24 protein-coding genes are annotated in these 25,261 nt (G+C 64.6%); 4 read left to right on the plus strand and 20 right to left on the minus strand.

The genetic code is table 11. The features are described 5' to 3' along the window. Positions 1-132: 132 nt before the first annotated feature. A complete protein-coding gene (locus ACQ4WS_RS17520; protein WP_034750862.1) occupies positions 133-987 on the minus strand; it encodes an SIS domain-containing protein in 855 nt (284 codons plus the stop codon). A gap of 230 nt (positions 988-1,217) precedes the next feature. Further along, the gene (zwf, locus tag ACQ4WS_RS17525; protein ID WP_436478280.1) at positions 1,218-2,690 is read right to left on the minus strand and encodes a glucose-6-phosphate dehydrogenase; all 1,473 of its coding nucleotides are present in this window, start codon (positions 2,688-2,690) and stop codon (positions 1,218-1,220) included. Between the two features lie 563 nt (positions 2,691-3,253). Between zwf and ACQ4WS_RS17530 the strand changes: the two genes are divergently transcribed. Then, positions 3,254-4,207 carry a chemotaxis protein gene (locus ACQ4WS_RS17530; protein WP_436478282.1) on the plus strand — a complete coding sequence of 318 codons (954 nt, stop codon included), beginning with the start codon at positions 3,254-3,256 and terminating at the stop codon, positions 4,205-4,207. Positions 4,208-4,301: 94 nt separating this feature from the next. On the opposite strand, the gene ACQ4WS_RS17535 is transcribed toward ACQ4WS_RS17530, so the two are convergent. Both ACQ4WS_RS17535 and pgi read right to left on the minus strand, forming a co-directional pair. Next, positions 4,302-5,198: an SMP-30/gluconolactonase/LRE family protein gene (locus tag ACQ4WS_RS17535; protein ID WP_436478284.1), complete on the minus strand. Its 897-nt coding sequence runs from the start codon at positions 5,196-5,198 to the stop codon at positions 4,302-4,304. 10 nt (positions 5,199-5,208) lie between these two features. Continuing rightward, on the minus strand, positions 5,209-6,873 hold the full coding sequence (gene pgi, locus ACQ4WS_RS17540) for a glucose-6-phosphate isomerase (protein WP_436478286.1): 1,665 nt from the start codon (positions 6,871-6,873) through the stop codon (positions 5,209-5,211). Positions 6,874-7,207: 334 nt separating this feature from the next. Between pgi and edd the strand changes: the two genes are divergently transcribed. The 3 genes from edd to ACQ4WS_RS17555 all read left to right on the plus strand — a co-directional run bounded on the left by edd (position 7,208) and on the right by ACQ4WS_RS17555 (position 10,454). Beyond that, positions 7,208-9,121: a phosphogluconate dehydratase gene (gene edd / locus ACQ4WS_RS17545; protein WP_436478288.1), complete on the plus strand. Its 1,914-nt coding sequence runs from the start codon at positions 7,208-7,210 to the stop codon at positions 9,119-9,121. 3 nt (positions 9,122-9,124) lie between these two features. Next, entirely contained in the window at positions 9,125-9,754 is a 630-nt protein-coding gene (gene eda, locus ACQ4WS_RS17550; protein WP_070260457.1) for a bifunctional 4-hydroxy-2-oxoglutarate aldolase/2-dehydro-3-deoxy-phosphogluconate aldolase, read from the plus strand. A gap of 187 nt (positions 9,755-9,941) precedes the next feature. Next, complete coding sequence (locus tag ACQ4WS_RS17555; protein ID WP_436478290.1) at positions 9,942-10,454, plus strand: Rhs element Vgr protein; 513 nt, start codon at positions 9,942-9,944, stop codon at positions 10,452-10,454. 8 nt (positions 10,455-10,462) lie between these two features. Here ACQ4WS_RS17555 and ACQ4WS_RS17560 read toward each other — a convergent pair whose 3' ends face one another. Genes ACQ4WS_RS17560 through ACQ4WS_RS17635 form a run of 16 tightly spaced genes read right to left on the minus strand, consistent with a single transcriptional unit; the run spans position 10,463 to position 25,232 of the window. Further along, positions 10,463-11,470 (minus strand): LytR C-terminal domain-containing protein, encoded by a 1,008-nt coding sequence (locus ACQ4WS_RS17560; RefSeq protein ID WP_436478292.1) that lies wholly within the window; start codon positions 11,468-11,470, stop codon positions 10,463-10,465. A gap of 13 nt (positions 11,471-11,483) precedes the next feature. Further along, a complete protein-coding gene (locus tag ACQ4WS_RS17565; protein WP_436478294.1) occupies positions 11,484-12,434 on the minus strand; it encodes a type II secretion system F family protein in 951 nt (316 codons plus the stop codon). 19 nt (positions 12,435-12,453) lie between these two features. Beyond that, the gene (locus tag ACQ4WS_RS17570; protein ID WP_436478296.1) at positions 12,454-13,428 is read right to left on the minus strand and encodes a type II secretion system F family protein; all 975 of its coding nucleotides are present in this window, start codon (positions 13,426-13,428) and stop codon (positions 12,454-12,456) included. Positions 13,429-13,438: 10 nt separating this feature from the next. Next, positions 13,439-14,806, minus strand: a complete 1,368-nt coding sequence (locus ACQ4WS_RS17575; protein WP_436478298.1) for a TadA family conjugal transfer-associated ATPase — start codon at positions 14,804-14,806, stop codon at positions 13,439-13,441. A gap of 38 nt (positions 14,807-14,844) precedes the next feature. Then, positions 14,845-15,996 carry a CpaE/TadZ family protein gene (locus ACQ4WS_RS17580; protein WP_436478300.1) on the minus strand — a complete coding sequence of 384 codons (1,152 nt, stop codon included), beginning with the start codon at positions 15,994-15,996 and terminating at the stop codon, positions 14,845-14,847. Positions 15,997-16,018: 22 nt separating this feature from the next. After that, positions 16,019-16,537, minus strand: coding sequence for a TadE/TadG family type IV pilus assembly protein (locus ACQ4WS_RS17585; protein ID WP_436478302.1), 519 nt, complete (start codon positions 16,535-16,537; stop codon positions 16,019-16,021). A 10-nt stretch (positions 16,538-16,547) separates the two neighbouring features. Continuing rightward, the gene (locus ACQ4WS_RS17590; RefSeq protein ID WP_436478303.1) at positions 16,548-17,015 is read right to left on the minus strand and encodes a TadE/TadG family type IV pilus assembly protein; all 468 of its coding nucleotides are present in this window, start codon (positions 17,013-17,015) and stop codon (positions 16,548-16,550) included. A gap of 7 nt (positions 17,016-17,022) precedes the next feature. Next, positions 17,023-18,573 (minus strand): pilus assembly protein TadG-related protein, encoded by a 1,551-nt coding sequence (locus ACQ4WS_RS17595; RefSeq protein ID WP_436478305.1) that lies wholly within the window; start codon positions 18,571-18,573, stop codon positions 17,023-17,025. 46 nt (positions 18,574-18,619) lie between these two features. After that, complete coding sequence (locus ACQ4WS_RS17600; protein WP_230519169.1) at positions 18,620-18,907, minus strand: hypothetical protein; 288 nt, start codon at positions 18,905-18,907, stop codon at positions 18,620-18,622. Positions 18,908-18,916: 9 nt separating this feature from the next. Next, positions 18,917-20,506 carry a type II and III secretion system protein family protein gene (locus ACQ4WS_RS17605; RefSeq protein ID WP_436478307.1) on the minus strand — a complete coding sequence of 530 codons (1,590 nt, stop codon included), beginning with the start codon at positions 20,504-20,506 and terminating at the stop codon, positions 18,917-18,919. A gap of 22 nt (positions 20,507-20,528) precedes the next feature. Then, positions 20,529-21,377, minus strand: coding sequence for a Flp pilus assembly protein CpaB (cpaB, locus tag ACQ4WS_RS17610; protein ID WP_436478309.1), 849 nt, complete (start codon positions 21,375-21,377; stop codon positions 20,529-20,531). Continuing rightward, positions 21,374-22,720: a DUF8689 domain-containing protein gene (locus ACQ4WS_RS17615; protein ID WP_436478311.1), complete on the minus strand. Its 1,347-nt coding sequence runs from the start codon at positions 22,718-22,720 to the stop codon at positions 21,374-21,376. The genes cpaB and ACQ4WS_RS17615 overlap by 4 nt, the downstream gene beginning before the upstream one ends. 31 nt (positions 22,721-22,751) lie before the next feature. Further along, positions 22,752-23,372, minus strand: coding sequence for a methyltransferase family protein (locus ACQ4WS_RS17620; protein WP_436478313.1), 621 nt, complete (start codon positions 23,370-23,372; stop codon positions 22,752-22,754). A gap of 35 nt (positions 23,373-23,407) precedes the next feature. After that, positions 23,408-23,995 (minus strand): prepilin peptidase, encoded by a 588-nt coding sequence (locus ACQ4WS_RS17625; RefSeq protein WP_436478315.1) that lies wholly within the window; start codon positions 23,993-23,995, stop codon positions 23,408-23,410. Beyond that, positions 23,992-25,062: a phosphatase PAP2 family protein gene (locus ACQ4WS_RS17630; RefSeq protein ID WP_436478317.1), complete on the minus strand. Its 1,071-nt coding sequence runs from the start codon at positions 25,060-25,062 to the stop codon at positions 23,992-23,994. Before ACQ4WS_RS17630 ends, ACQ4WS_RS17625 begins: the two co-directional genes overlap by 4 nt. After that, entirely contained in the window at positions 25,059-25,232 is a 174-nt protein-coding gene (locus ACQ4WS_RS17635; RefSeq protein WP_436478319.1) for a Flp family type IVb pilin, read from the minus strand. Before ACQ4WS_RS17635 ends, ACQ4WS_RS17630 begins: the two co-directional genes overlap by 4 nt. Between the last annotated feature and the right edge of the window lie 29 nt (positions 25,233-25,261).

A 25,261-nucleotide genomic window follows, 5' to 3' on the forward strand; every position in this document is an offset into this window, starting at 1 on the left:
GGGCTTGCCGGGGTATTGTACATAATCAGGGGCGTGGTTCAGTCCTTTTGCTGCGGAAGAAATGCAGTGGTAGGAACCCAAAATTGAGGGCTGGGGTCAGACCCGGCGGGTCTGACCCCGGATTTCTGTTACCTAGCCGATGAAGGAATCGAACTGCATGTCGAATTCCTGCAGCGCCTTCTGCGCATTTTGCATCTTCTTGCGGAACTCCGGGCCCCGTTGCAGGGCCAGGCCCACGGCCAGCACGTCGATCACCACCAGGTAGGCCAGGCGGGCGGAAATCGGGGTGTAGGGGTCGGTGTTGAAGACCAGGTCGATCGGGATCAGCACGGTCGCCAGGTCGGCCAGCGGCGTGCCCGATGGGGCCAGTACGACGACGTCGGCGCCGCCGCGGCGCGCCAGTTTTACAGAGCGCACGAGGGCGGGGCTGTTGCCGCGCTGCGAGATGGCCACCAGGCAGTCGCCGCCGCGCAGCAGGGCTGCCGCGATGCTGTGGATGTTCGGATCGCTGTAGGCCACTGTCGGTACGCCCGAACGGAAGAACTTGTGCTGCGCGTCGGCCGCCACGATGCCCGACGTGCCCTGGCCATAGAATTCGATCTTGCTGGCGCGCGACAGGATGTCGAGCGCGCGCTGGATCGCTTCCGGGTTCAGGTTGTTGCGCAGGTCGAGCAGGGTGTTGATCGAACGGCTGCAGATTTTATTCACCAGGTCGGCCGCCAGGTCGTCCTGCGCCGGCTGCTCGTTCGCGCCCGGCATGGCCAGGGCCAGGCCCTGCGCCAGCTTCAGCTTGAATTCATGCCAGCCGTCGTAGCCCAGCGTGCGGCAAAAGCGCACCACGGTCGGCTCCGAGACCTGCGCGCTTTTCGCCAGCGCCGTGATGTTCTGGCTGACCGTCTGGTTCGGCTGGTCAAGCACGGCCAGCGCGACCTTCTTCTCCGACTTGGAGAGCGAATCGAGCTGGGTGCGGATGGAGTCGAGTAGCATTGATTAATCTTCTGGCAGTAATGCCGTAAGTTAGCGTCCTTGTTGCCCCAAAAGCAAAGTTCCGGGGTCGGACCCTCAGGGTCCGACCCCAGTATTTCGCCGTTCAGGGTTAAGCCAAATCTTAACGGCTTCAGTCTTCCGGCAGGGGTGGAGCAGGGGTTTCGTGGAGCACCGCTCCACGCCTGCGTAACGGTCTGGCCTTGCAAGGCCAGACTCCTTGCGCTTCCAAACTAGTCTTCAGGAAGCGCTTCTTCACGCCACTGCAAGCCATCGCGGCCGATCAGGGCGCTGGCGGCCGCGGGGCCCCAGGTGCCGGCCGTGTACGGAATCGGCGCGCTGTCGTTCTGTTCCCAGTGGTCGAGAATCGGCTCGACCCATTCCCAGGCCGCTTCCAGTTCGTCGCCGCGCATGAATAGGGTCAGCTGGCCGCGCAGGACGTCGAGCAGCAGGCGCTCGTAGGCGTCCATGCGCGGGGTCTTGAACGATTCGCGGAAATCGAGTTCCAGTTCCGCCGGTTTCAAGCGCATGCCGTCGCCCGGGGTTTTTGCCATCAGGTTCATGCGCAAGCCTTCGTCCGGCTGCAAACGGATCACCAGACAGTTCGGCTGGAAGCTGGACGTGGGCTGGTTGAAGATCGAATGCGGAATCTGCTTGAAGCGCACGACGATCTCGGCCAGGCTGTCGGCCATGCGCTTGCCCGTGCGCAGGTAGAACGGCACGCCGGCCCAGCGCCAGGTGTCGATTTCCGCCTTCAGCGCGACAAAGGTTTCGGTGCGCGAATGCTCGGGCGCATCCGGCTCGTCGCGGTAGCTCGGCACGGTGACGCCGTCGACGTGGCCGGCGCGGTACTGGCCGCGCACGATGTTTTGCGCCAGGGTGGTGGGCGTGAATTTTTTCAGCGAACGCAACACTTGCAGTTTTTCATCGCGCACGGCGTCCGGCGCGATCGACGTTGGCGGTTCCATGGCGACGATGCACAGCAGTTGCAGCAAATGATTCTGCAGCATGTCGCGCAGCGCGCCCGAGGTATCGTAGTAACCCATGCGGTTGCCCACGCCCAGCTTTTCGGCGATGGTGATCTGCACGTCGGAAATCCATTCGCGGCGCCACAGCGGCTCGAACAGGATATTGCCGAAGCGCAGGGCCAGCAAGTTCTGCACGGTTTCCTTGCCCAGGTAATGGTCGATACGGTAGATCTGCGATTCCTGGAAGACCTTGCCCACTTCGGCATTGATCTGCTTGGCGCTGGCCAGGTCGCGGCCCAGCGGTTTTTCCAGCACCACGCGCGAATTCGGCGTGACCAGGCCATTGTCTTCCAGGTTGTCGCAGATGAGGGCGAACAGATGCGGCGGCGTCGCCAGGTAGTACACGCGCGTCAGGTCGGCGTCGCCGCGCAGCGCTTCGACCAGCGGCGCGTACGTGGCCGCATCGCTGGCGTTGAGCGACACATACACGATGCGCGCGCAGAATTTGCTCCAGGTGGCGGCATTCAGGGTGCTGGCCTTGATGTGGGGGCGCGAGTTGCTCTCCACCATCTTCAGGAAGGCATCCTGGCCGCTGTCCTGGCGGCCCACACAGATGATGCGCGCCGTCGGCGGCAAATCGTTCGCGACGTCGCGCGCATACATTGCAGGCAGCAACTTGCGCATTGCTAAATCGCCGCTGCCGCCAAACAGGACCAGGTCAAAATCGGTAAGTGCCATAAGTGAGTGTCGTCGCAAAAGTAAAAGGGCCGGAGCGGGGAGGAAGCCGACCGGAAGTGCCAGTCTGTCGCTACTATAATCGGTGGTGTAAATTTACTACGTAGAACAGGCAATTGCAAGAAATTTTACTACATTCCATCCCTCGCCGTCGCCATTTTGCCCCGTATGCCTGCCAGTGCCGCCGGCATGGCCATTATATGCCGTTCGCTGGCGCGGGTACGCCGTCACGCTTTGCACGGGGCTTTTCAAAGCAACCATGGTTGCCAGGGAAATTTTCGATTCTCTCTATCATCATTTGCGCTGTAGCAACAAGCAAATCAAGAAATGCTGTCAGGATCGCCGTTGGCAGCGTAAAGTAGCTTTGAAGAAAGTAAAAAACCGTATAATCCAAGCTGAAATCAATAGCAACTATTGGTTATACAAAATTGTACGATACACACTGCACCGCTAGCGCCGGCCATGCCCCGAACCCGCCATCCGACGTCCATGCGACGTGCAGTCCGCACTGCCCGTAGCATCAGGGGCAGGCGACTTAACTTTACAAGACGGCTCAAGGGGACACAATGAATTCAATGCAGCAAGATGTCGATGAACGCACCAGCCTGACAGGCAATAACAAATTCGAACTGTTCCTGTTCAAGCTGGGCACCAGTGATCACTCGACCAGCCGCGAACTATTCGGCATCAATGTGTTCAAAGTCCGTGAAATCATGGAAATGCCGGCCATTACGGCGGTGGCCGGTTCGCACCCGCATATGCTGGGCGTGGTCAATATCCGTGGCCAGATCGTGCCCGTGATCGACTTGCCGATGGCGGTCGGCTGCAAGAGCAATGGCTTGAAGATCCTGATGGTGACCGAATTTGCCCGCTCGACACAGGCGTTTGCCGTGGAAGAGGTTGATGAAATCGTGCGCCTGGAATGGAATCAGGTGCTGTCGGCCGAATCGAGCGTCGGTGGCGGTCTTGTCACCAGTATCGCGCGCCTCGATGGCGACACGGACAAGACGCGCCTGGCGCAAGTGCTGGACGTGGAACAAATCCTGCGCAACGTGCTGCCGTCGGGCGACCCGGACGTGGACCAGAACAGCATCGGTCCGCAAGTGCGCTTGCCGGCCGGCGCCGTGATCCTCGCGGCCGACGATTCCTCGCTGGCCCGCTCGCTGATCGAAAAGGGCCTCGAAGCGATGGGCGTGCCGTTCATCATGACCAAGACGGGCAAGGAAGCGTGGGAGCGCCTGCAGGCCATCTCGGCCCAGGCGGCAACCGAAGGCAAGACGGCGAAAGACAAGGTGGCGCTGGTGCTGACCGACCTGGAAATGCCGGAAATGGATGGCTTTACCCTGACGCGCAACATCAAGAACGATGGCCGCTTCGCCAATATCCCCGTGGTGATCCACTCGTCGCTGACGGGCTCGACCAACGAAGACCACGTCAAGGGCGTGGGCGCCGATGGTTATGTGGCCAAGTTTGTGGCGGCTGAACTGGCCGAGACGATCCGTAAAGTATTGGCGCGGTAATCTCAACCCAAGGTCGAAAAGCTGGGGTCAGATCCCCGGGGGCGACAGCACAAGCCCCTGAGTTGGCGGCATTGCGGGTCTGACCCCGGAACTATTACGCCAGGTAAGCCGTTTCCGGTTGGCCCGCCACGTCCACGCGCACGGACAGCACGTGGCCCGTCAACGGGTAGTTGGCAATTTCCTCGGCCGAGCGGTTATGGCTGGCGCTGGTGATGTACAGGGTGCGCAGGTCCGGGCCGCCGAACGTCACCATGGTGGGGCAGCGCACGGGCACGGTAATTTCGCCCAGCAGGTGGCCATCGGGGGCGAAGCGCAAGATCTTGCCGCCTTCAAACATGGCCGACCAGTAATTGCCTTCGCTGTCGACGGCCGCGCCATCGGGGCGCCCGCCGTAATCGAACGCTTTCTTGTCCGTGGAAAAACGCTGGAACGGCTGCGGCGCGGAAATGGCACCCGTGGCCGCGTCGAAGTCGAAGCGGTCGATGCGGTGCGTGGTGGTATCTGAGTGGTACATGGTGCGCTTGTCGGGGGAAAAGCCCAGGCCGTTTGACACGGTCATGCCGCCAGACCAGACCTTGCGCACATTGCCCTTTTCCAGCACGAACATTTCCGCCGCATCGGCGCTGCGCGGCTCGAAAATCGTGCCGACCCAGAAGCGGCCTGCCGGGTCGACCTTGCCATCGTTGAAGCGCGTGGTGGCCATGTCGAATGGCGCCGGGGCGATTTCCGCCAGGCTGCCTGTCTTCGTGTCGAGGTGGGCAAAGCCGCTGCGCAAGGCCACGATCAGGCCGCCGCCCGCATTGATGGCCAGCGCCGACGGTTCCGTCGGCATGCTCCACTGTTCATGCTTGCCGCTGGCCGGGTGCAAGCGGTGCACGGCGCGGCCATCGATATCGACCCAGTACAGGGCCGCTTCCTTGCCATGCCATAGCGGGCATTCGCCCACTTGCATGGCTTTGTCACTGACTACCTTGATTTCGTAAATATTCATCTATCTCTTTTTAGTATGCGGCTTTTGCGGCCTTTGCCAAGGCAATCAAGCCATTGGTCGAGCTGTCGTGGTGGTCGGGACGGGCTTCGCCCGTCAGTTCGGCCTGGATTTTCTTCGCCAGCACCTTGCCCAGTTCCACGCCCCACTGATCAAAACTGTTGACGTTCCACAAGACGCCCTGCACGAAGGTCTTGTGTTCGTACAGCGCGATCAGGGCACCCAGGGTGGTCGGGGTCAGCTGGTCCATCAAAATGGTATTGCTGGGGCGGTTGCCGGGGAAGGTCTTGTGCGGTACCAGCGCTTCGATCTCGCTTTCTGGCAAGCCCTGCGCCTGCAAGTCCAGGCGCACTTCCTCGCCCGTCTTGCCCGTCATGAAGGCTTCCGACTGGGCGAAGCAGTTCGCCAGCAGGGCATCGTGGTGGCCCGGCAAATCGTGCGTGGCGCGCAGGGCGGCGATGAAATCGATGGGCGTGATGTCCGTGCCCTGGTGCAACAGCTGGAAATACGCATGCTGCGCATTCGTGCCGCAATCGCCCCAGATGACGGGACCGGTGGGCACGTCGACAGGCTGGCCATCCTTGGTGACGCGCTTGCCGTTGCTTTCCATGTCCAGCTGTTGCAGATAGGCGGCAAAGCGGCTCAAGTCCTGGTGGTACGGCGCGATGGAAACGGAGCCGCAATCGAGGAACTGGCGGTTCCAGAAACCCACCATGGCCAGCACCACGGGCATATTCTGTTCCAGGGGCGCCTGGCGGAAGTGCTGGTCCATCGCATGCGCGCCGGCGAGGAAGTCGCTGAAGTATTCAAAGCCGACGGACAGCGCCACGGCCAAGCCGATCGAGGACCAGACGGAATAGCGTCCTCCGACCCAGTCCCAGAACGGGAACATGTTGTCTGGCGAAATGCCGAAGTCGACGATGGCTTGCGTGTTGGTCGAAACGGCCACAAAATGTTGAGCCAGATCCTTTTCTTCGCCTTCCAGCAGGAACCAGGCGCGCGCCGTGTTGGCGTTGAGCATGGTTTCAGCCGTCACGAAGGTTTTTGAAGCCACGATGAACAGGGTGGTTTCCGGATCGACCTTGGACAGGGTCGCTTCCATGTCGTGCCCGTCGACGTTGGAAACAAAGTGCATTTCCAGGCCCGGGTTGGCGTAGGAGCGCAGCGCCAGGCAGGCCATTTTCGGTCCCAGGTCCGAGCCGCCGATGCCGATGTTGACGATGTCGCAGATGGGCTTGCCCGTGTAGCCGAGCCAGCTGCCATTGCGTACCTTGTCCGTAAACGCCTTCACTCGCTGCAGTACATCTTGCACGTCGGCATCGATATCCTGGCCATCGACGACCAGCCTGGTGCCGCGCGGCGCGCGCAAGGCGGTATGCAGAACGGCCCGATGTTCGGTAAGATTGATTTTCTCGCCCGTAAACATGGCTTCGCGCTGCGCTTCCACGCCGCGCTCGCGGGCCAGGTCCATCAGCAGTGCCATGGTGGTGGCGTCGACCCGGTTCTTCGAGTAATCGAGCAGCAGGCCGGCCGCATCGACCGTCATCGTCGAGAAACGTGCGGGGTCGGCCGCAAACAGCTGGCGCAGATGCACTTCGCGCAGGCTGGCACTGTGCGCTTGCAGGGACTGGAAACTGGCGGTGGCGGTGATGGCAGGAGTAGGTGCTGGCTGGCGCATGGCGGTCGGCTTGGGTGCTTGTCTCGGTTGAAAGGAGCGCGGCGCGTTCGTCGTGGCGAACAGCGGATCCGGCGTTGGTATGAGAATAATACATCAGAAAAACGTAATTTCACTACAGTTTGTGCAGGTGCATAGCATTTTCAGCATTTTTTCAGCGTTTTATCCGTGCTGCAATATGTAGGCAAGCAAGACGAGTAGGCATGGCACGCTGTTGTTTTGCCTTGAAAAGTCGCGGAAAAATGGATTATTTCTGCCACTGGCCACTGCGAGAGTGCTTCTGCGCGACCATTTTGTAGTAAAATTTCACGAAATACTCATTTTTAAGGAAATCCATATGGCGCTGCATCCAGTAGTCGAATCCGTAACAGCGCGCATCATCGCGCGCAGCCGGCCATCGCGCGGCGCCTACCTGGCGCATCTGGATGCGGCCCGCATCCAGGGCGTGCAGCGCGGCGCCCTGTCGTGCACCAACCTGGCGCACGGCTTTGCCGCTTTCCCTGCCAACGACAAGTTGTCGCTGAAGGAATACAAGAAACCTTCCGTGGCCATCGTGTCCTCGTACAACGACATGCTGTCGGCGCACCAGCCCTTCGAAGGCTTCCCGCAGATCATCAAGCAAGCCGTGCGCGAAGTGGGCGCCGTCGCCCAGTTCGCCGGCGGCGTGCCTGCCATGTGTGATGGCGTGACGCAAGGTCAGCCGGGCATGGAGTTGTCGCTGTTCTCGCGCGACACCATCGCCATGTCGACGGCCGTGGCGCTGTCGCATAATATGTTCGACTCGGCCCTGTACCTGGGCGTGTGCGACAAGATCGTGCCGGGCCTGTTGATCGGCGCGCTGCACTTCGGCCACTTGCCCGCCGTATTCGTGCCGGCCGGTCCGATGACGTCGGGCCTGTCGAACCAGGAAAAAGCCAAGGTGCGCCAGTTGTATGCGCAAGGCAAGGCCACGCGTGAAGACTTGCTCGAAGGCGAATCGAAAGCCTACCACGGCGCCGGCACCTGTACTTTCTACGGTACTGCGAACAGCAACCAGATGCTGATGGAAGTGATGGGCCTGCACTTGCCGGGTGCCGCCTTCATCACGCCGAACACCCCGCTGCGCGATGCGCTGACGGCCGCCGCCGCCCAGCGCGCCGCTGTCATCACGGCGCAAAGCGCCAATTATTTGCCAGTCGGCCATATCGTCGACGAGAAATGTATCGTCAACGCCGTCGTGGGCTTGCTGGCCACGGGCGGTTCGACCAACCATACCTTGCACCTGGTGGCGATCGCCAAGGCAGCCGGCATCGTTATCGACTGGAACGATTTCAACGAACTGTCGGCCATCGTGCCGATGCTTACGCGCATCTACCCGAACGGCGACGCCGACGTGAACCATTTCCACGCGGCCGGCGGCACCGGTTATCTGATCCGCGAACTGCTGGATGCGGGCTTGTTGCACGAAGACGTCAACACCATCCTGGGCCACGGCTTGCGCGCGCACTGCATGGAACCGTTCCTCGCTGAAGACGGCAAGGTCTTCTGGAAAGATGCTCCGGCCACCAGCGCCGACGAAAACGTGCTGCGCCCGGCCTCAAACCCGTTCGCGCCGGACGGCGGCATGGTCCTGGTCGCGGGTAACCTGGGCCGCGCCGTGATGAAGGTCTCGGCCGTCAAGCCGCAGCACCGCACGGTCGAAGCGCCAGCCCTGGTGTTCAATTCGCAGGAAGAATTCATGCTCGCCTACAAGGCCGGCACGCTGGACCGCGATTTTGTCGCCGTGCTGCGCTTCCAGGGTCCGCGCGCCAACGGCATGCCGGAACTGCATGCGCTGACGCCAGCGCTGGCCAACCTGCAGGATGCGGGTCGCCACGTGGCGCTGGTCACCGATGGCCGCATGTCGGGCGCATCGGGCAAGGTGCCGGCCGCCATCCACGTATCGCCTGAAATCCTCGCCGGCGGCCCCCTGGGTCTCGTGCGCGACGGCGACATCATCCGCCTCGACGCCTTCACCGGCGTATTGGAAGCGCTGGTGCCGGCCGACGTCTGGCACGCCCGTTCGCTGGTCACGGCCGATTTGTCGCCGAACCACGTCGGCATGGGCCGCGAGCTGTTTTCCATGTTCCGTTCCACCGTCAGCGCGGCGGAAGAGGGTGCCACCACCTTCGGCCTGCCGTCGCCGATTCCCACCACCGTCGCCTTGCACGACGCCGACAATGTCGGTGATACCGTACCGGGTTCCGATGAAGACTTTTTGGCTAGGAAATAAGAGATGACCATGACACTACTGGAAATTATGCGCACTTCGAGCGTGATCCCCGTGATTGCGATCGACGATCCTGAACACGCCGTACCGCTGGCGCGCGCGCTGGTGGCGGGCGGCATCCGCGTGCTGGAAGTGACCTTGCGTACCAAGCACGGCCTGGAAGCAATCCGCGCCATGTCGGCCGTGCCGGGCGCCATCGTCGGCGTCGGTACGCTCACCCGTCCCGAGGAATTCGCCCAGGCGCGCGACGCGGGCGCCGTCTTCGGCGTCTCGCCAGGCCTGACGTCGGCCCTGGTGGCGGCGGCGAAAAGCAGCGGCCTGCCTTTGCTGCCAGGCGTGATGACGCCGGGCGAAGTGATGGCGGCGCGTGAAAACGGCTTCCAGCAGCTGAAACTGTTCCCGGCCGTGCCGGCGGGCGGCATCGGCATGCTCAACGCCATCTACGGCCCGCTGCCGGACATCACGTTCTGCCCGACGGGCGGCATCTCGCAAGAGACGGCGTCGCAGTTCCTGGCGTGCAAGAACGTCGCCTGCGTGGGCGGCTCGTGGCTGACGCCGAAAGACGCGATCGCGGCCGGCAACTGGGACCGCATCACGGAAATTGCGAAAGCAGCCAGCGGCCTGCGCTCCGCCTAGTCGTACCTGACATAAGCTACTGCGCGTCGCGCTTTGCGGCCTGCGATGCTCACCGTACTAGAGTACGGTTGCGCTTCTTAGCCACAAATCACTGCCGCTCGCTACGGTTCTGTCAGGTACTTGCAGTTATAGTATTCGGCAGGCTTTTATGCCTGCCGTGCTTTATTCCATACTCATTATGCGAGTCTTGCGCCGCCCCCTCACCATCGGCGAAACCGCCATGGCCCGCAGCGTCTTTCAGGGCGCCATCGACTACGCGCGCGTGCGTGTGGTGCGCGGCTCCTTTCTACCGTTTGGCTTGCAGGACCAGAACACGGCGATGACGCCGCGCGGCAGCCTGCACTTCATGCCGGCCCAGTACCGCGACGATTTTTCCCGCGAAGGCAACGGCGGCAAGCTGTTCTTCATCCATGAGATGGTGCACGTGTGGCAGTACCAGCTCGGTTACGGCGTGCTGCTGCATGGCGTGCTGCTGGCGCTGTCCGGCGGCTATATCCGGCAGCGCGCCTACCGCTACGACGCGCAGGCCGGCGGCGTCCTGTCCGACTTCAACATGGAGCAGCAGGGCGACATCATCGCCCACTACTTCGGTGCGCGCCAGCTGGGCATTGCTGCTCACGTGGCCAAGCTGCCGCAGCTGCAGGAGATACTGCAAGGCTTCCTGCTCGACCCTGCCGACCGCCGCCTGCTGCCACGCTGATGCCGCCGTCACGGTGTCGTGTTCGACGCCAGGCGCACGTCCGGCGCGCGCAGGCTGGCTGCCGCATCCTTGCCCAGCAATAAACGCAGGTCGGCGCCCGCGCCGATGCCACTGTCGTCCGCCGCCTGCAGCTGCGGCATGCCACCCAAGGCCAGGGCCAGGGTGGCGGCCGCCTGCGCATGGCCGGGGCGGTAGACGATGCTGCTGGCCTGGACCGCATATGGCCGCTGGTTGCCCAGCCGCAGGACGCTGATGCCCATGCCGCCCAGCATGCCGCGCATGCGTGCCGCCATCCCCGTTGTACCATTGCCGTTGATGACTTCCAGCCGTGGCAGCGGCGCCACCGTTTTTGCCGGGACCGGCAGGGCGGCGTGCGCCGCCACGGGAGCGTCGCGCCAGCTCAGCGCGAAGATATTCGGCTGCAATTGCGTCAGTTGCAAGCGACTGGCCGGCGCCGCTGGCGCAGGCTGCGGCGCCAGGTCGGGCGCGATGGCCTCCGCGGTGACATCGACTGTGCTGATGCTGCGCGCCAGCGCCGCGATGGCCAGATCCAGGTTGGCGCGCGCCGGCTGCTGGCCGTTGTCGAGCTGCAGCGACTGGCGCAGCACGCTCGCCGCCTGGGCATACTCTCTCTGCAGGTACAGCACGTAACCGAGATTGTTGTACGTCCTGGCCGTCGGCGCTTCCTGCGCCAGCGCCTGCAGCATGCTGCGCGCCGTTTCCAGCTGGCCCAGCTGCGCGTGCAGCACGGCGGCGCCATTGCGTGCATCGGCCGAGTCCGGCGTCAGCAGCAGGGCTTCGCGGTAGGCGGCCAGCGCCGCGCGCGGGTCGCCCAGCTCCTGCATGCGCTTGCCCAGCTTGCAGAAAGCGGCAGTGCGGGTGGCGGGGCTGTCATCGATGCGCGCCTGGGGCGGCGCAACATGGCTGCCTTGGCTTGCCGGACCGGGCAAGTGGCCGCAGGCAGGCAGCAGGCCGGCGCAGGCAAGCATAAGCATCATGGTGGTGTGCTGTGACATGGCGGTTCTCCGGTCAGCTGCCGCTGCCCATGCTGGGCAGGAGCACGCGGTAAATTTGCAGGAAGGCTGGTCCCATCAGGACGACCAGCAGCGAAGGGAAGATGAAAAAGATCAGCGGGAACAGCAGCTTGAGGGCGATCTTCGCCGCTTCTTCCTCGGCCCTCTGGCGGCGCTTGGTGCGCAGCTGGTCCGACTGCACGCGCAGCGAGGCGGCGATGCTGGTGCCGAAGCGCTCGGCCTGGATCAGCATGGCCACCAGCGCGTCGACATCCTCGACGCCCGTGCGCAGGGCCAGGTTGCGCAGCGCCCGCTCTTTGGTGTTGCCGGCACGCAGTTCCAGCATCACCAGATGCAATTCCTCGGCCAGCACGGTGCTTTTCAGGGCGATTTCGGCCGCCACCCTGGCCAGTGCCGCATCCATCGCCAGGCCTGCTTCCACGCACACCGTCATCAAGTCCAGCGCATCGGGAAAGCTTTCGAAGATATCGCGCTGGCGCCGCTTGATCATTTGCGCCAGGACAATATTGGGCAGGTAGTAGCCGATGGCGGCCACGATCAGCAGCCAGAACAGGAGAGCTTTGCCCGCCATCTGGCTGCCCGAGGCGCTCAGTCCCAGGAACAGCAGCAGGGGCAAGCCGATGGCCAGCATGGTCTTGGCGGAAAAGAACAGGATGGGCGCCGACGCCTGGCGCAAGCCGGCATTCATGAAGCGCCGGCGCATCACGGAGCCTTCCCAGCCCTGGTCGGGCAGCGACAGTTTGGCCAGGGGACCGCTCAGGCGTACCATGCGCGCCAGCCAGGGGCTGGGCGCGGATGGTGCGCCAGGCGCTGCCGCGCTCTTGCCGGTGGCGTTGTCCATGCGCTGGCGCAAGGGGTCGGGGGCAAAGCTGCGCATGGCCACCAGCACGGTGCCGAAGACGGCAATGAAGAGCAGGGCGAGAAAGGCGAAATGGACGGGATTCATGAGGATTCTCCTTGCGGGCTCAGACGCGGATGCGGATGATATTGCGCATGACAAAGACGCCGCACACCATCATCACCAGGGCGCCGACGAGCATCTTGCGTCCGCCCGGGTCGACGAACAGCATTTCCAGGAATTGCGGATTGGTCAGGTGGATCATGGCCGCCGCGCCGAAGGGCAGCAGCGACAGGATCCAGGCCGACAGCCTGCCTTCGGCTGACAGCACGCGCACCTGTCCCAGCAGCTTGATGCGCTCGCGGATGATGCGGCTGATGCTGTCGAGCAGCTCGGCCAGGTTGCCGCCCGTTTCGCGCTGGATCAGCACGGCGATGACGAAGTAGCGCAGGTCCGTGCTTGGCACGCGCGTGGCCAGGTTCATCAGGGCGTCCTGCATGGCGATGCCGAAATTGACTTCGTCGAAGGTGGCGCGAAATTCCACGGCCAGCGGCGCATTCATTTCATCGCCGACCATTTTCAGGGCGGTGGGGAAGGCGTGGCCGGCGCGCAGGGCACGCGCCATCAGGTCGAGCGCATCGGGCAACTGCTGCTCGATGCGCTGCAGGCGCTTGGCCTTGGCGCGCAAGACCAGCAGCAGCGGCAGCAGGGCAGCACCGGCCACCAGCGGCAGGCGCAATATCCACGGCACGCTGAAGTAGCTCAGCAGCAAAAACGCGGCGCCGGCCGTGGCCAGCATCACGCCGGCGAAGCTGGCCACGCTCCAGCTCAGGCCCGATTGCTCCAGCAGGCGGTCGAGCGCATGCACGCGGGGCACGCTGAGCAACACGCGCTGCAGGGCCGGAGTGTCGCTCAGCAGGCGCTTCTTGATCATCGAGCTGCCCGTCTCGCCATGCGCGCCGGCCGACATGATGCGCAGGCGGCGCGCCACCCTTTCCGCTTCCGGCCCGCGCGAGGTGTTCCACGCCAGGTACAGTCCCTCGATCAGCAGCACCACGGCGATGAAGGTGAGGATGGCGAATACGTAGTAGAGATAGTCCATGATGCTCCCCTTAATGGTACTGGCGGGCGGGATCGAACAGGGTTTCCGGCAGGCTGATGCCGAAAGCGCGCAGGCGTTCCAGGAAATGCGGCCGCACGCCGCTGGCATGGAAATGCCCCTGCACCGTGCCATCCTCGGCGATGCCCGTCTGGCGGAAGGTGAAGATTTCCTGCATGGTGATCATCTCGCCTTCCATGCCCGTGATTTCCTGGATCGAAATGATCTTGCGCTTGCCATCCGTCAGGCGCGCCACCTGCACCACCACGCTGACGGCAGAACTGATCTGCTGGCGCATGGCTTTCACGGGCAGGCCCGCCGAGGCCATGCTGATCATGTTTTCCAGCCGCGTCAGGGCGTCGCGCGGGGTGTTCGCGTGAATGGTGGCCATCGAGCCTTCGTGGCCCGTGTTCATCGCGCCCAGCATGTCGAGCGCCTCGGCGCCGCGCACTTCGCCCAGGATGATGCGGTCGGGGCGCATGCGCAGCGCGTTGCGCACCAGCGCCCTTTGCGTCACCTCCCCCTTGCCCTCGATATTGGGCGGGCGCGTTTCCAGGCGCACCACGTGCGGCTGCTGCATCTGCAGTTCGGCCGCGTCCTCGATGGTGACGATGCGTTCGGCCGTGCTGATGAAGCCGGAAATCGCATTGAGCATGGTGGTCTTGCCGCTGCCCGTGCCGCCCGAAATCAGGATGTTGACCTTGGCCTTGCCCAGCGCCTGCAGGGTGGTGCTCATTTCTTGCGTCAGGCTGTGCTTGAGCATCAGGTCGGCCAGGCGCAGCGGCTGGGCCGAGAAGCGCCGGATCGACATCACGGGGCCGTCGATGGCCAGCGGCGGGATGATGGCGTTGACGCGCGAACCGTCGGGCAGGCGCGCATCGACCATGGGACTCGATTCGTCGATGCGCCGGCCCACGCGCGAGACGATCTTGTCGATGATCTTCATCAGGTGGGCGTCGTCGGTGAAGCAGATGTCGCTCAGCTCCAGGCGGCCATGGCGCTCGACATACACCTGGCGGTAGGTATTGACGAGGATATCGGACACGCCGGGATCGGCCAGCAGCGGTTCGAGCGGGCCGAAGCCGAGTACCTCGTCCTGGATGTCGCGGATCAGCGAGCGCCGTTCCAGCTCGTTGATCACGACATTGTCTTCCGTGAGCACGTCGCTGACGAGGATTTTCAGCTCTTCGCGTATCTGTTCGCGCGACAGGCGCTGCATGCCCTCCAGGTCGACGCGGTCGAGCAGCGCCTGGTGGGTGCGGTGCTTGAGTTGCTGGTAGCTCTGGCTAGCTGCGCCCTGGTGCGCGGCATCGTCATTCAGGCTGGCGTCATCCTGGGCATAGCCCAGGCGGTCCCGCAGGGTGAGTCTTTCGGCAGTCATGGTCGGTCTCCGGTGAATGGGGGTATCTGGTTGGAGTCTCAGGCGCGCGCCAGCAGCCGGGAAACCCAGCCTTGCGCTGCGGGCGGGGTTTCGCCGGCCAGGCTGGCGGCCAGTTCCTGCAGGGCGCGCGAGACGGGATTGTGCGGCGCCAGCTTGAGGATGGGGACGCCCTGGCTGACGGAGGCCGCCACCGCCTCGTAGTGGTTGGGGATGGATTTGTAGACGTGCTTGCCATACGCCGCTTCGAGGTCGGCCACGCGGATGCTGTCGCTGCTGGCATAGCGGTTCAGGATCAGGCGGATCTTGTCTTCGCGGTAGCCGAGGCCGCGGAATACGTCGAGCAGGCGCTTGCCGTCGCGCACGTACGGCAAGGTTGCCTGCAGCACGGGGAAGATCAGGTCGGCCCGGTCCAGCGCGCGCACGCTGACGGGATCGAGGCCGCGTCCCACGTCGAGCAGGATGTAGTCGTACTGGCTGCGCGCCAGGGTCAGCAAACGGTCGATATGGTCGGCCTCGACGTCGGCCGCATGGGCGGGATCGTCGGCGGCGGCCAGCACGCTGTAGGCGGGCGTGATCTGGATCATGCTGGCGATCAGCAGCGAGGCGTCGAGGCGCACGATCTGCTGCGACAGCTGCGACAGGGTGGTGGCCGGCTTGTGGTCCGAGACGAACAGGGCGGCGTCGCCGAACTGCAGGTTCAGGTCGAACAGCGCCACCTTGCGCTGTTCGCCGGCGGCCAGCGCGTAGCCGAGGTTGGCGGCGATGAAGGTGGCGCCGCTGCCGCCCTTGCACGAGACGAAGGCCAGCACCTGGCCCTTGCGCGTGACCTGTTTTTGCAGTTTTTCCTCGATGCGGCGCAAGGCGGCGCACAGGTCCCCGTCTTCGTCCGGCAGCAGCACTTCGCGCACGCCGGCGCGCATTGCGCGCAGCAGGAATTGCGGACTTTGCTGCGGACATTGCACGATGATGGCCAGGTTCGGATGGCGCCCGCCCAGCAGCTCCAGGCGTTCCAGCTCCGCCTCGCCCGTCTGCTCCTGCTCCAGCAGCAGCAAGTCCGGTGTGACGCCGTTGTCAAAGACATCCGGTATGCTCGCCAGCAGGGCGACGCGGTCGGCCGCGCTGCGTTCGCGCAGCAAGCGGGTGAGCCGCTTGAGCTGGGCTTCATTCTTCGAGACGATGACGATATTCACTTGCTACTCCCGGTAAAGGCGTTCAATTGATCTGGAAGCCCAGGCTTTCGGCGTGCATGACCACGACCGAGGCTGGCACGGCGATATTGAGAAAACCGAACAGGCTGACCATCGGCGTATAGCTGACGTTGTCGATCGACACGCGCACGCTGTCGATGCAGCTGGCCGTGCGCGTGATGTCGCCGCAGGCCGACAGGTTGTCGCCAGGGTCGAGCGGCGGCAAGGTCACTTCGGCGCCGCTCTTGTTCAGGTAGCGGATGGTGATGTTGGCGGCCGTCAGTTCCGGGGCGGCCGGCAGGGCCGTGCCGCCGAACAGGGCCAGGGTCTTGACGGCGTCCGTCTGGTCGATCCAGCGCACCACCGCTTCGCGCGCGGCGCGGCGGCTCACTTCCTGCACCGTGTTGTACAGGTACAGCATGCGGCCAAATTCGAGGATGCCGAACAGCAGGGTGAAAAACAGCAGCGCCACCAGGGCGAATTCGACGGCGGCGGCGCCGCGCCGGCGGCTAGCAGGGGAAGACGATGATAGGCGGTGGCGCATGACGTTCTCCTTACAGCATGTAGCGCATGGTGGTGCGCGGCGAGAGCGGTGTGGCATAGCTGCTGGCCGCGCCGATCACGAAGGGCAGGTACTGGCCCACCGACAGCGTGTAGTTGACGACTTCGACGCGGATGCCGCCCGGCGCCGTGCCATCGCTGCAGCTGCTGTCGTTGAAAGCCGTGTCCAGGCAGGCGACCGTCACGTTAGCCGTGGTGAAGTCGCTGATGCCGGCGCTGAGGGCCGCATCGACTACCGTTTGTTTGGCGGCAGGCACGCCCTGCGAGGCGATGCCGGCCTTGGCCTTGACGGACATGTTGCGCGCCGCGTCACGCGTCGCCTTGCTCAGCGCGTCGTAGTACCAGAAGGCGCGGCCGAAGCCGAAGATACCGGCCAGCAGGGTGATCAGCAGGGCCAGCACGATGCCGAATTCGACGGCGGCACCGCCGCGCTGCCTGAGGGGGGAAGGGTGGATGCGCATGGCCGCCTCACTTGTAGAGTTTGATTTCGGAATTCGGTACGGGCTCGATCAGGCCCGCGAACTCGACGTCGAGGCGCTTGGTGCCGCCGCTGAAATCGGCCTTTCTCGTCATGAAGAATTTGCCGATGCCCACCGCGTTCATGGTGCCGCACGAAGCCGGCCCCACCGGTGCCGTGCGGCAGTCGACCAGCACCACGTTGAGGATGCGCCGGTTGCGCTGGCCCGGATGGGCCGCCGAGGGTCCCTGGAACGTGGGGCCGCTGGTCTGGTTGTACGGCGAGGGCGGCGTAGTGGCAGGAAAACCTGCGCCGGGGCTGACGGGGTAGTTGGCCGTGTCGAAGTAATTCGCCTTGGCCGTGCTGTACATGGGGTTGGCGTTGGCGTCCGCGACGCTATAGGCCGTGCCGGCCTTGGCCGGGGTGGCGCCATTGCTTTGGTAGGCTGGTCCGTAGGACCACAGCACGCCGTAGCCGGCGAACTGCGCCTGGGCCGCCGTTACGGGCGTGCTGAAGGTTGGCGGCAGGCGGTAGTCCGGCTTCTTGGTACTGTTCAGTATGTTGACCGACTGCTGGCTGGGCAAGGTGCTGGCGCCCGGCTGCATCCAGCCGGTGGGTGGCGAGTTGGCGGCAGTGGCGGCGCAGGGAGAACTGCCCACGCAGGGATATTCCTTGATGTTGGTGTCGGGCGGCGCCGTGGCGGGGTCGCACACGGATGGTCCGCCGTAGTCATCGAAACGCGAATTGAGCGAGGCGGCCAGCGAGGCCGACAGACCCGTGTTCGTGTAGACCTGTCCCGAGCCGCTGCTGATGACGGCGCTGCTGCCCGTGCACATGAAGGGCGCGGTGGAGGCGGCGCTCGAATGCGAGGCGCTGCAGGCGCCGGGCGGTGCGTCGACGGGATTGATCAGGTAGGGATCGGACGGGCCGCCCAGCGGATTGAGGCCGAACAGGTTGTAGGTGACGCCGCGGCGAAAGCCGAATTCCACCAGTTCCGTCAGGCCCGTGCCGGCCGGCGCGGCGGGATACGTGTATTGCGCCGTCTTGTTGGCTGGATCGACGGCGCACACGCCGATCGGCGTGACGTCGTTGACGAAGCGGCCCGCCACGGCCACGCCCGAGGTGCTGGTGCTGGCGATGCCGGCGATGCCCATCAGGTAGGTGGCGAAGGTCTTGCTGCCCGTGTCGACGCGGATGAAGGTCTGCCCCTGGGGGCTGGTGCGGGCGCTGGCGCCGGATGACCAGGGGCCGTCCGGGCCCGGGCCAAAGCTGATGTTGGCGTCCGTGATGGTCAGGGTGGTGGAAAAATCGTAGCGGTTCTTCTGCGCCACGGCCTTGGCCTGAACCAGCGCACTGTCGATGCCGGCGGCTTTTTCATTGAGCTCCTTGGCGCCTGCCAGGGCGGCACTGTCGGCGCCGTTCTGCAGTTCGGTCTTGGCGATGTACAGGTGGCCCAGATCCAGCACCAGGCCGCCCATGGCAAACAGCACCACCAGGGTCAGCCCGAGCACGATGGCGATCGCGCCCTGCTGCCTGTCGTGCCTGCGGAATGCGGTTTTCATGGCTGTCTCCTGGTGGCCTGGGGGAAGTGCATCGGGGGACTGGCGCCTACTGGCGCCCGCCCACGCCGATGGTGAAGACGTTCGGTTGCGGTTCCGGCGCCGCAAACGATTTCTGGTAGCGCTGGTAGGCGCTGACGCCGGCCTTGCCGTCGATGCCGCTGACCGGGTTGGCATTGCGGTAGGCGTCCGGATACATGATTTGCTGGGCCTTGAGCAGGGCCACCGATTCGCCAAAGTGCGAATCGAGCACGGGCGTGGTGGTGGCGGCGCAGCCGGCCAGCAGCGACAGCAACGACAGCAGGGCGGCGCAAGGCAGGCGATGTGCGGTTTTCATGGTGTTCTCCTATTTGAGGTCGAAGCCGGCGCCAGGCTGGGGCGCGGCCGCTTGCGGTTGCATGGGCGCTGCTGGCGCTGCGGGGGCGGGCGCAGGCGCGCTGCCTTCCATTTTTCCCTGCATGAACATGTCGCCGCGCGTCGGCTGGATGTAGCCGTCGGTGGGCAGCTTGTAGTCGGGCGGCAGCGGCTTGACCAGGTGCGGCGTGATGATGAAGACCAGTTCCGAACGGTCCGTCTGGAAGTCCGTGCTGCGGAACAGGGCACCCAGCACGGGCACTTCGCCCAGGCCTGGCAGGGCCTTGATATTGCTGGTCACGTTGTTCTTGATCAAACCGCCGATGGCGAAGCTCTGGCCATCGAACAGCTGCACCGTGGTGGTGGCGCGCCGCGTCGTAAACGAAGGCAGGATGGCCGTGGCCGAGATGCCGGTGGCGGTGATGCCGATGCCGTCCTTGTTCAGGTCCGACACTTCCGGCGCCACCTTCAGGTTGATGCGTCCCCCTTCGAGCACGGTGGGCGTGAATTTCACGGCTACGCCGAACTCTTTCTCTTCCAGCGTGATGGTGGGCACGCCGTTATTGTTGGTCTGGCTGACGGGGATGAAGATTTTTCCCCCGGCCAGGAAGCTTGCCTCCTGGCCGCTGATGGCCATGATGTTCGGTTCGGCCAGCACCTTGATCAGGCCATCGCGCTTTTGCGCGTCGAGGTTGAAGAAGTTGTTCTTGCTGGCGCCGCTCAAGCCGCTGGGATTGTTGCTGAGCAGGCTGGACAGCAGCGAGTACGACCAGCTGCCGATGGTCTTGTTGATGCCCAGACTGGCGCCCAGCTGGTCGACCAGCACCTTCGACACTTCGGCCACCTTCACTTCCAGCATCACCTGCTGCGGCGCGGCGATCGACAGCAGGTTGATCACGCGCGGCATGCCCGCATCCGGCGCAGCGGCCGGGGCGGGAGCGGCGGCGCCTGCTGCTGGCGCGGCGCCGGCGGTGGCGTTGCCGCTGCGGGCGCTGCGCTGCACATAGGCGTTGGCCAGCGACAGGGCCTGGTCTGCCTTGACGACATCGCTGACCATGCCCGACAGGATCAGCGTGTCGCCGGCCACCGTGACGTGGATCTTTTCATTCGGCAGCAGCTCGGCCATGCGTGCCTGCAGGCTGCTGCTGTCGATGCCGACGGCCAGGTCGATGATGGTGGCGTCGTTGCTCTTGTTCCACAGGATCAGGTTGGTAGTGCCGACGGAGCGTCCCAGCAGGTACACCTCGTTGGGGTTGAGCAGGATGACGTCGGCGATGCGCGGATCGCCGACGGACATGCGGCTGGCGGCGAACGGCAGGCGCATCAGGGTCGACTTGCCTTCGGCCAGGCTCATTTGCGGCGCCATTTCGGTGCGGCCGGCGCGCGATTCGCTTTGCGGCGGCGTAGCCTTGGGTCGGGCGGCGGCCCGGCTGCTCCTGGCCGTGCCGGTGTCGGCGGCGACGGCGGTGGCGGCAGCGGCGACGGGTTCGCTGCGTGCCTGGGGCGCCAGGGCGCCGATCATGGCGAGGGCAAGCGCCAGGCCGAGTACCCGGCTTTCGCTTGCTGTGCAATATGTGCTCATGGCGTGACTCCTCTGGTGCTGGTTAGAATTGTTGGGAGCTGCGTTCCAGCCCCTTGATGACATCGACCCGTGGACCGGCCTGTGGCGCGGCTGCGGCGGCGGGACGGCGGCGGGGGAGCGGTTTGGCTTGCACCATGGCGGCGGGGGCTGCAATGGCGACTTTTTCATCGAGCAAACTGGACTTGGTGGCGCCCTCCGTGTTGACGGGCTTGTCTTCGATCTGGTTGCGCAGCACCAGCGACAGGGTGCCCACGCTGCGCGCCAGGTCGAGTTTTTCCGCCTGCTCCGGCGTCAGCTCCAGCGTCACCGCGTTGACCACCTTGGGCTTGGTGTCGTCGCGGCTCGATTCCTGGGCGATGGCCAGCACGAGTATGCGTTCGAGCACGATCTTGGAGATATTCGGATCGCGATCCGGCGTCTTGCGCGCCCCTTCGCCCTGCGTGTTGACGAGGATGTCGACGAAGTTGCCGGGTAGGGCGAAGCCGGCCACGCCCACCACATCGTTGACGCGCACGGTCATGGCGCGCTTGCCTTCGGCGACGACGGCCGACAGGCCGCCCTGCGTGCCGGGAGGTGCCAGCTTGCCTTCCATGATTGGTTCGCCATGCTGGATGCTGGTGCGCGTGACGCGCGTTTCCAGCAGTTTCGGATCGTTGATGGCGCCCGGCGGCAGCGCGTTCGATGGCCAGTCCACCATGCGCACCATGTCGGGCGTGAGGCGCGCCCCCAGGCTGATGTCGACCTGCGCCACGGCCACCTTGTTGATGTTGCCCGAGGCTTGGGCATTGATCCAGCGCGCGGCCACGATGACCGCGGCGAACGCCAGGATGACCGCAATGGCCATCATCGTCAGAGCGCGTGCGTTTCTCATTTTGCTTCCCCTTTGTGCTGGACCGCTACCGGTCCGTTATGTGTGCTTGCAAGGTCGTCATCGCTGCCGAAATAGTTTTCCCATGCCCACAGCAGCACTTCCGGAGACAGCTGCGCCGCGTGGTCTTCATAGCGCGCCTGGTCGCACACCTGCGCGAGGATGTCGCGCGGATAGCAGGCCAGCAAGGGCCGCTGGTACTGCTTGTGCAGGTGCAGCAGGTAGGCGTAGGAGGCTTCGTCGAAATTGATGCCCAGCTGGGCGCAGGTGCTGCGGAACACGGCCAGGTAGTGGTAGGCGCTCAGGGGGCCCACGTGGATTTTGTAGCCGATGCGGCGCAGGAAGGAGTCGTCGGCCAGGTGCTGCGGCGCCAGGTTCGAGGAGAACACGACGATGACGTCGAAGGGCACGGGGAACTTGTAGCCCGTGTGCAGCGACAGGTAATCGATATGCCGCGCCATCGGCACGATCCAGCGGTTCATCAGTTCCACGGGCGAGCAGCGCTGGCGGCCCAGGTCGTCGATGATGAAGATGCCGTTGTTGGCCTTCAGGTGCAGCGGCGCCTGGTACAGGCGGGTGCCCTGGTCGAATTGCAGGTCAAGCATGTCGAGCGTCAGTTCGCCGCCCGTCAGTACGGCGGGGCGCTGTGCGCGCACCCAGCGGGGGTCGGGCGGCACGGAACCGCCGGGCGACAGGGTGTGCAGCATGGGGTCGAGGAAAGGCAGCACTTCTCCGTCGACCATCACGGCATGGGGCAGGGCGATGGCGCCGCTGAGCAGGCCGTTCAGGCGCTCGGCCAGGTAGCTCTTGCCGCTGCCGGCGGGACCGTGGAAGAACAGGGCGCGCCCGGAATTCATGGCCGCACCCAGCTGGTCCAGCACGGCCGAACTGGCCACCACATCGCGGAACTCGCGCTGCACGTCGTCGCGCGTGACCTGCATGTGCGCCACGCTTTGCGCCAGCACCTGGTTGCTGTAGTCGGCCAGTGTGACGGGGGCGGGGCCGCTGTAGGCATTGCGGCGCATGTACTCGGCGGCGCGCAGGCGGCCCTGGTCGCCCAGCAGGTAATACAGGTCGGCGTCGGTGCCGCTGCCGCCGTTGCGGCGCGCTTCGCACAGTTTTTCGGCGCGCATGAAGGTCAGCAGCGGTTCGAGCACGCCGGCGCCCAGTTTCACATGCGTCGACAGGGCGGGCAGGCCGATCTGACCGCGCAGGAAAAGTATCTTCACCAGCAGTTCGACCAGAAACAGGAAGGGCAATCCCGTTTCCTCGACCGTGCGTGGCGTGCGCTTGGCCGCCGGCTCGATGCCGCCGCCATCGCTGCGTTCTGGATAGGTGTCAGGCATGATAGGTACTCCTCGTTCGGGTAGCCGGATATCAGAAGATGAAGGGCAGCAGGCGGTACTTCACCTGGCGCATGTAGACGCGATAGCGCACGTCGGTGGACAGGAAACGCTCTTCGCGCAGCAGGCGCATCACCATCATGCTCATGGTCGCAACATAGATGATGGTGTTGGCGGGCGAGGTGTTGGCCAGCAGGTAGCCGCTCAGGGAAATCAGGTAGCTGGCATACAGGGGATGGCGGATGACGCGGTAGACGCCGCCCGTCTTGATCTCACGCTGCGCCGCCACCAGGCCGAAGCTGCGGTTCAGCGATAGCAGGCCGGCGATCTGCAGCAGGCTGCCGAGGGCCAGCAGGTAGCGCGCGCCGGGCCAGATGGCCATGTCGGCGGGGGACAGGAGGAAGGGCGCGAAGGTGGCGCCGATGGCCAGCAGCCAGTCGCCCGCATCGGTGGAAACGCTGACGGGGGCCGTGCGCACGATAAAGAACAGGGCGGCCAGGGTTTCGGCGGCGCAGAACAGCAGATAGCTCCAGTCGCCGCTGCGCAGGAATCCCACCACGTGGGCACTGGCGAAGAAGGTCCACAGGCCGGCCATGGCGATGCTGGTGAGCAGGCTGGCGCGGCGCGAGTGGCAGAGGGTGGCGAGGGTGTGCATGGTCAGGTCCTGTAGTGGCGGGCAGGCGGCGCGTTTCAGCGCAGGCTCCATAGATGGTGGTATTGCAGGAACACCTGCAGCGCGGTGCCGCTGGCGATGGCGAAGGCGTAGGCCAGCTTGCCGGTGGCGGGCGGCGGTTCGGCGATCGTGGCGGCGCCGCCGGCAAGGCTGTGCAGCAGCGCCCCCAGCATCATGTGATAGGTGTTGCGCAGCACCAGGCGCAGGCGGCGGCCTGCCAGCGCGGCGGCCAGGGCCAGCACGCCGCCGCACAGGAAGGTCAGCAGGGCTGCTTCCAGCACGGCGTCGGGACCGAGGAAGGCGCCGCACATGGCCATCAGCTTGACGTCGCCGGCGCCCAGGGCACGCAGCAGGTACATGGGCAGCAGCAGGGCCAGTCCGGCAGCGGCGCCGGCCAGCGCCTGCAGCAGTCCCAGGCCGCCGAAGGCAGCGTCGAACAGGCCGGCGCCGGATGGCACGAAGCTGTTCAGGATCAGCCCGGCCAGCGTGCCCCACAGCACCAGCTGGTTGGGGATGCGGCGCGTGCGCAGGTCGTGCCACAGGGCGGCAGCGAGCAGGGTGGCCAGTACGGCCAGGCACAGCAGCATGGGCAGGTGGGCGTTCATGATGTCAGTCCTTCCTTGCTCATGCAGGGCACCGTAGCCACGTGCATGGCGGGTGCTGCGGCCTGGCGGCCCAGCATCCGTCCCACCAACTGCCACACCAGCGCCGCGCCAGCCGCGCCCACATAGCCGTCGAGCGCATAGTGCCAGCCCAGGTGGATGGAGCCGAGCAGGATCAGCAAGGCGAAGGCGGACAGCGCGAGTCCGGCGGCGCGGCTGATTTTCCAGCCCATGATCGCCATCAGCACGGCCGTGGCCACATGCATGCTGGGCATGGCGGAGATGCCCAGTTCGCCGTTTGCGCCCTTGTTTTCATAACCTTGCCACAGCATGTCCTGTACCTGCAGGGCCCAGACGGGGACATGCTGGTTGGCGTCGTGCAGGTAGGCCATCAGCGGCGCATACGGGTCGCTGGCGTGCAGGTGGCCGTAGTAGCAGGGGCCGACCGAGGCAAACAGCACGGCCAGGATGCTGCCGAGGGCGATCCAGGTCAGCACAAAGCTGAGCAGGAACTGCATGCGCAGCAGCGGGCGGCGCGTATCGAGGATGAGCCAGTACAGCACGGCGTAGAACAGGAAGAACCAGAAGTGGTAGTTGAAGTTGAGCAAGCCCGTGACGAGCGGGTGGCCCAGCAGCGGCTGCAACCATTCCCATGGGGCCTTGCCGCCATGCAGCGCAATGTCCCAGGCGGACAGGCTGGCATCCCAGGTGTACGGATGCAGGCGCGGGATGGCGGCCTTGAATACGGTGAAGCTGGAGGCGAAGACGGGGATCAGCAGCATGGCCGGCAGCGCGTGCAGCAGGCGCTCGTTGCTCAGGTAGCGGCGCAGATCATGGTACAGATAGTGGCACAGGCGGTGCGGGCGTTTCATCACCATGACATGGATGGTGTAGCCGCACAGGATGAAGACGGGACCCGTGAGGATGGCCATGAAGAAGCCGGCCAGCACGTTGAGAACGTCCGATGGGCTGGGCAGGCTGCCGGCCAGCAGCATGGCTCCGGCTGCGTACAGCAGCACGATCAGCAGCAGGGCACGGTGGGTGCGCAGCGAGGCGCGCAGGGTATTCATGACAGGGCCAGGACCACTTGGTCCTTGACATAGACAAACAGCAGCTTGACCTGGTCGCCGAGCAGGGTGATCGTGATCACCAGCACTGCCGCTATCAGGCCCGCCAGCAGCGCATATTCGATCGCTGTGACAGCCGACTCGTCGGATACACGGGTGAAGAGAGATTTCACGATGGGCCTCGCTATGCGTCGTCAAGGTG

The organism is Janthinobacterium leeuwenhoeki (genome assembly GCF_051380795.1).
Classification (GTDB): domain Bacteria; phylum Pseudomonadota; class Gammaproteobacteria; order Burkholderiales; family Burkholderiaceae_D; genus Janthinobacterium.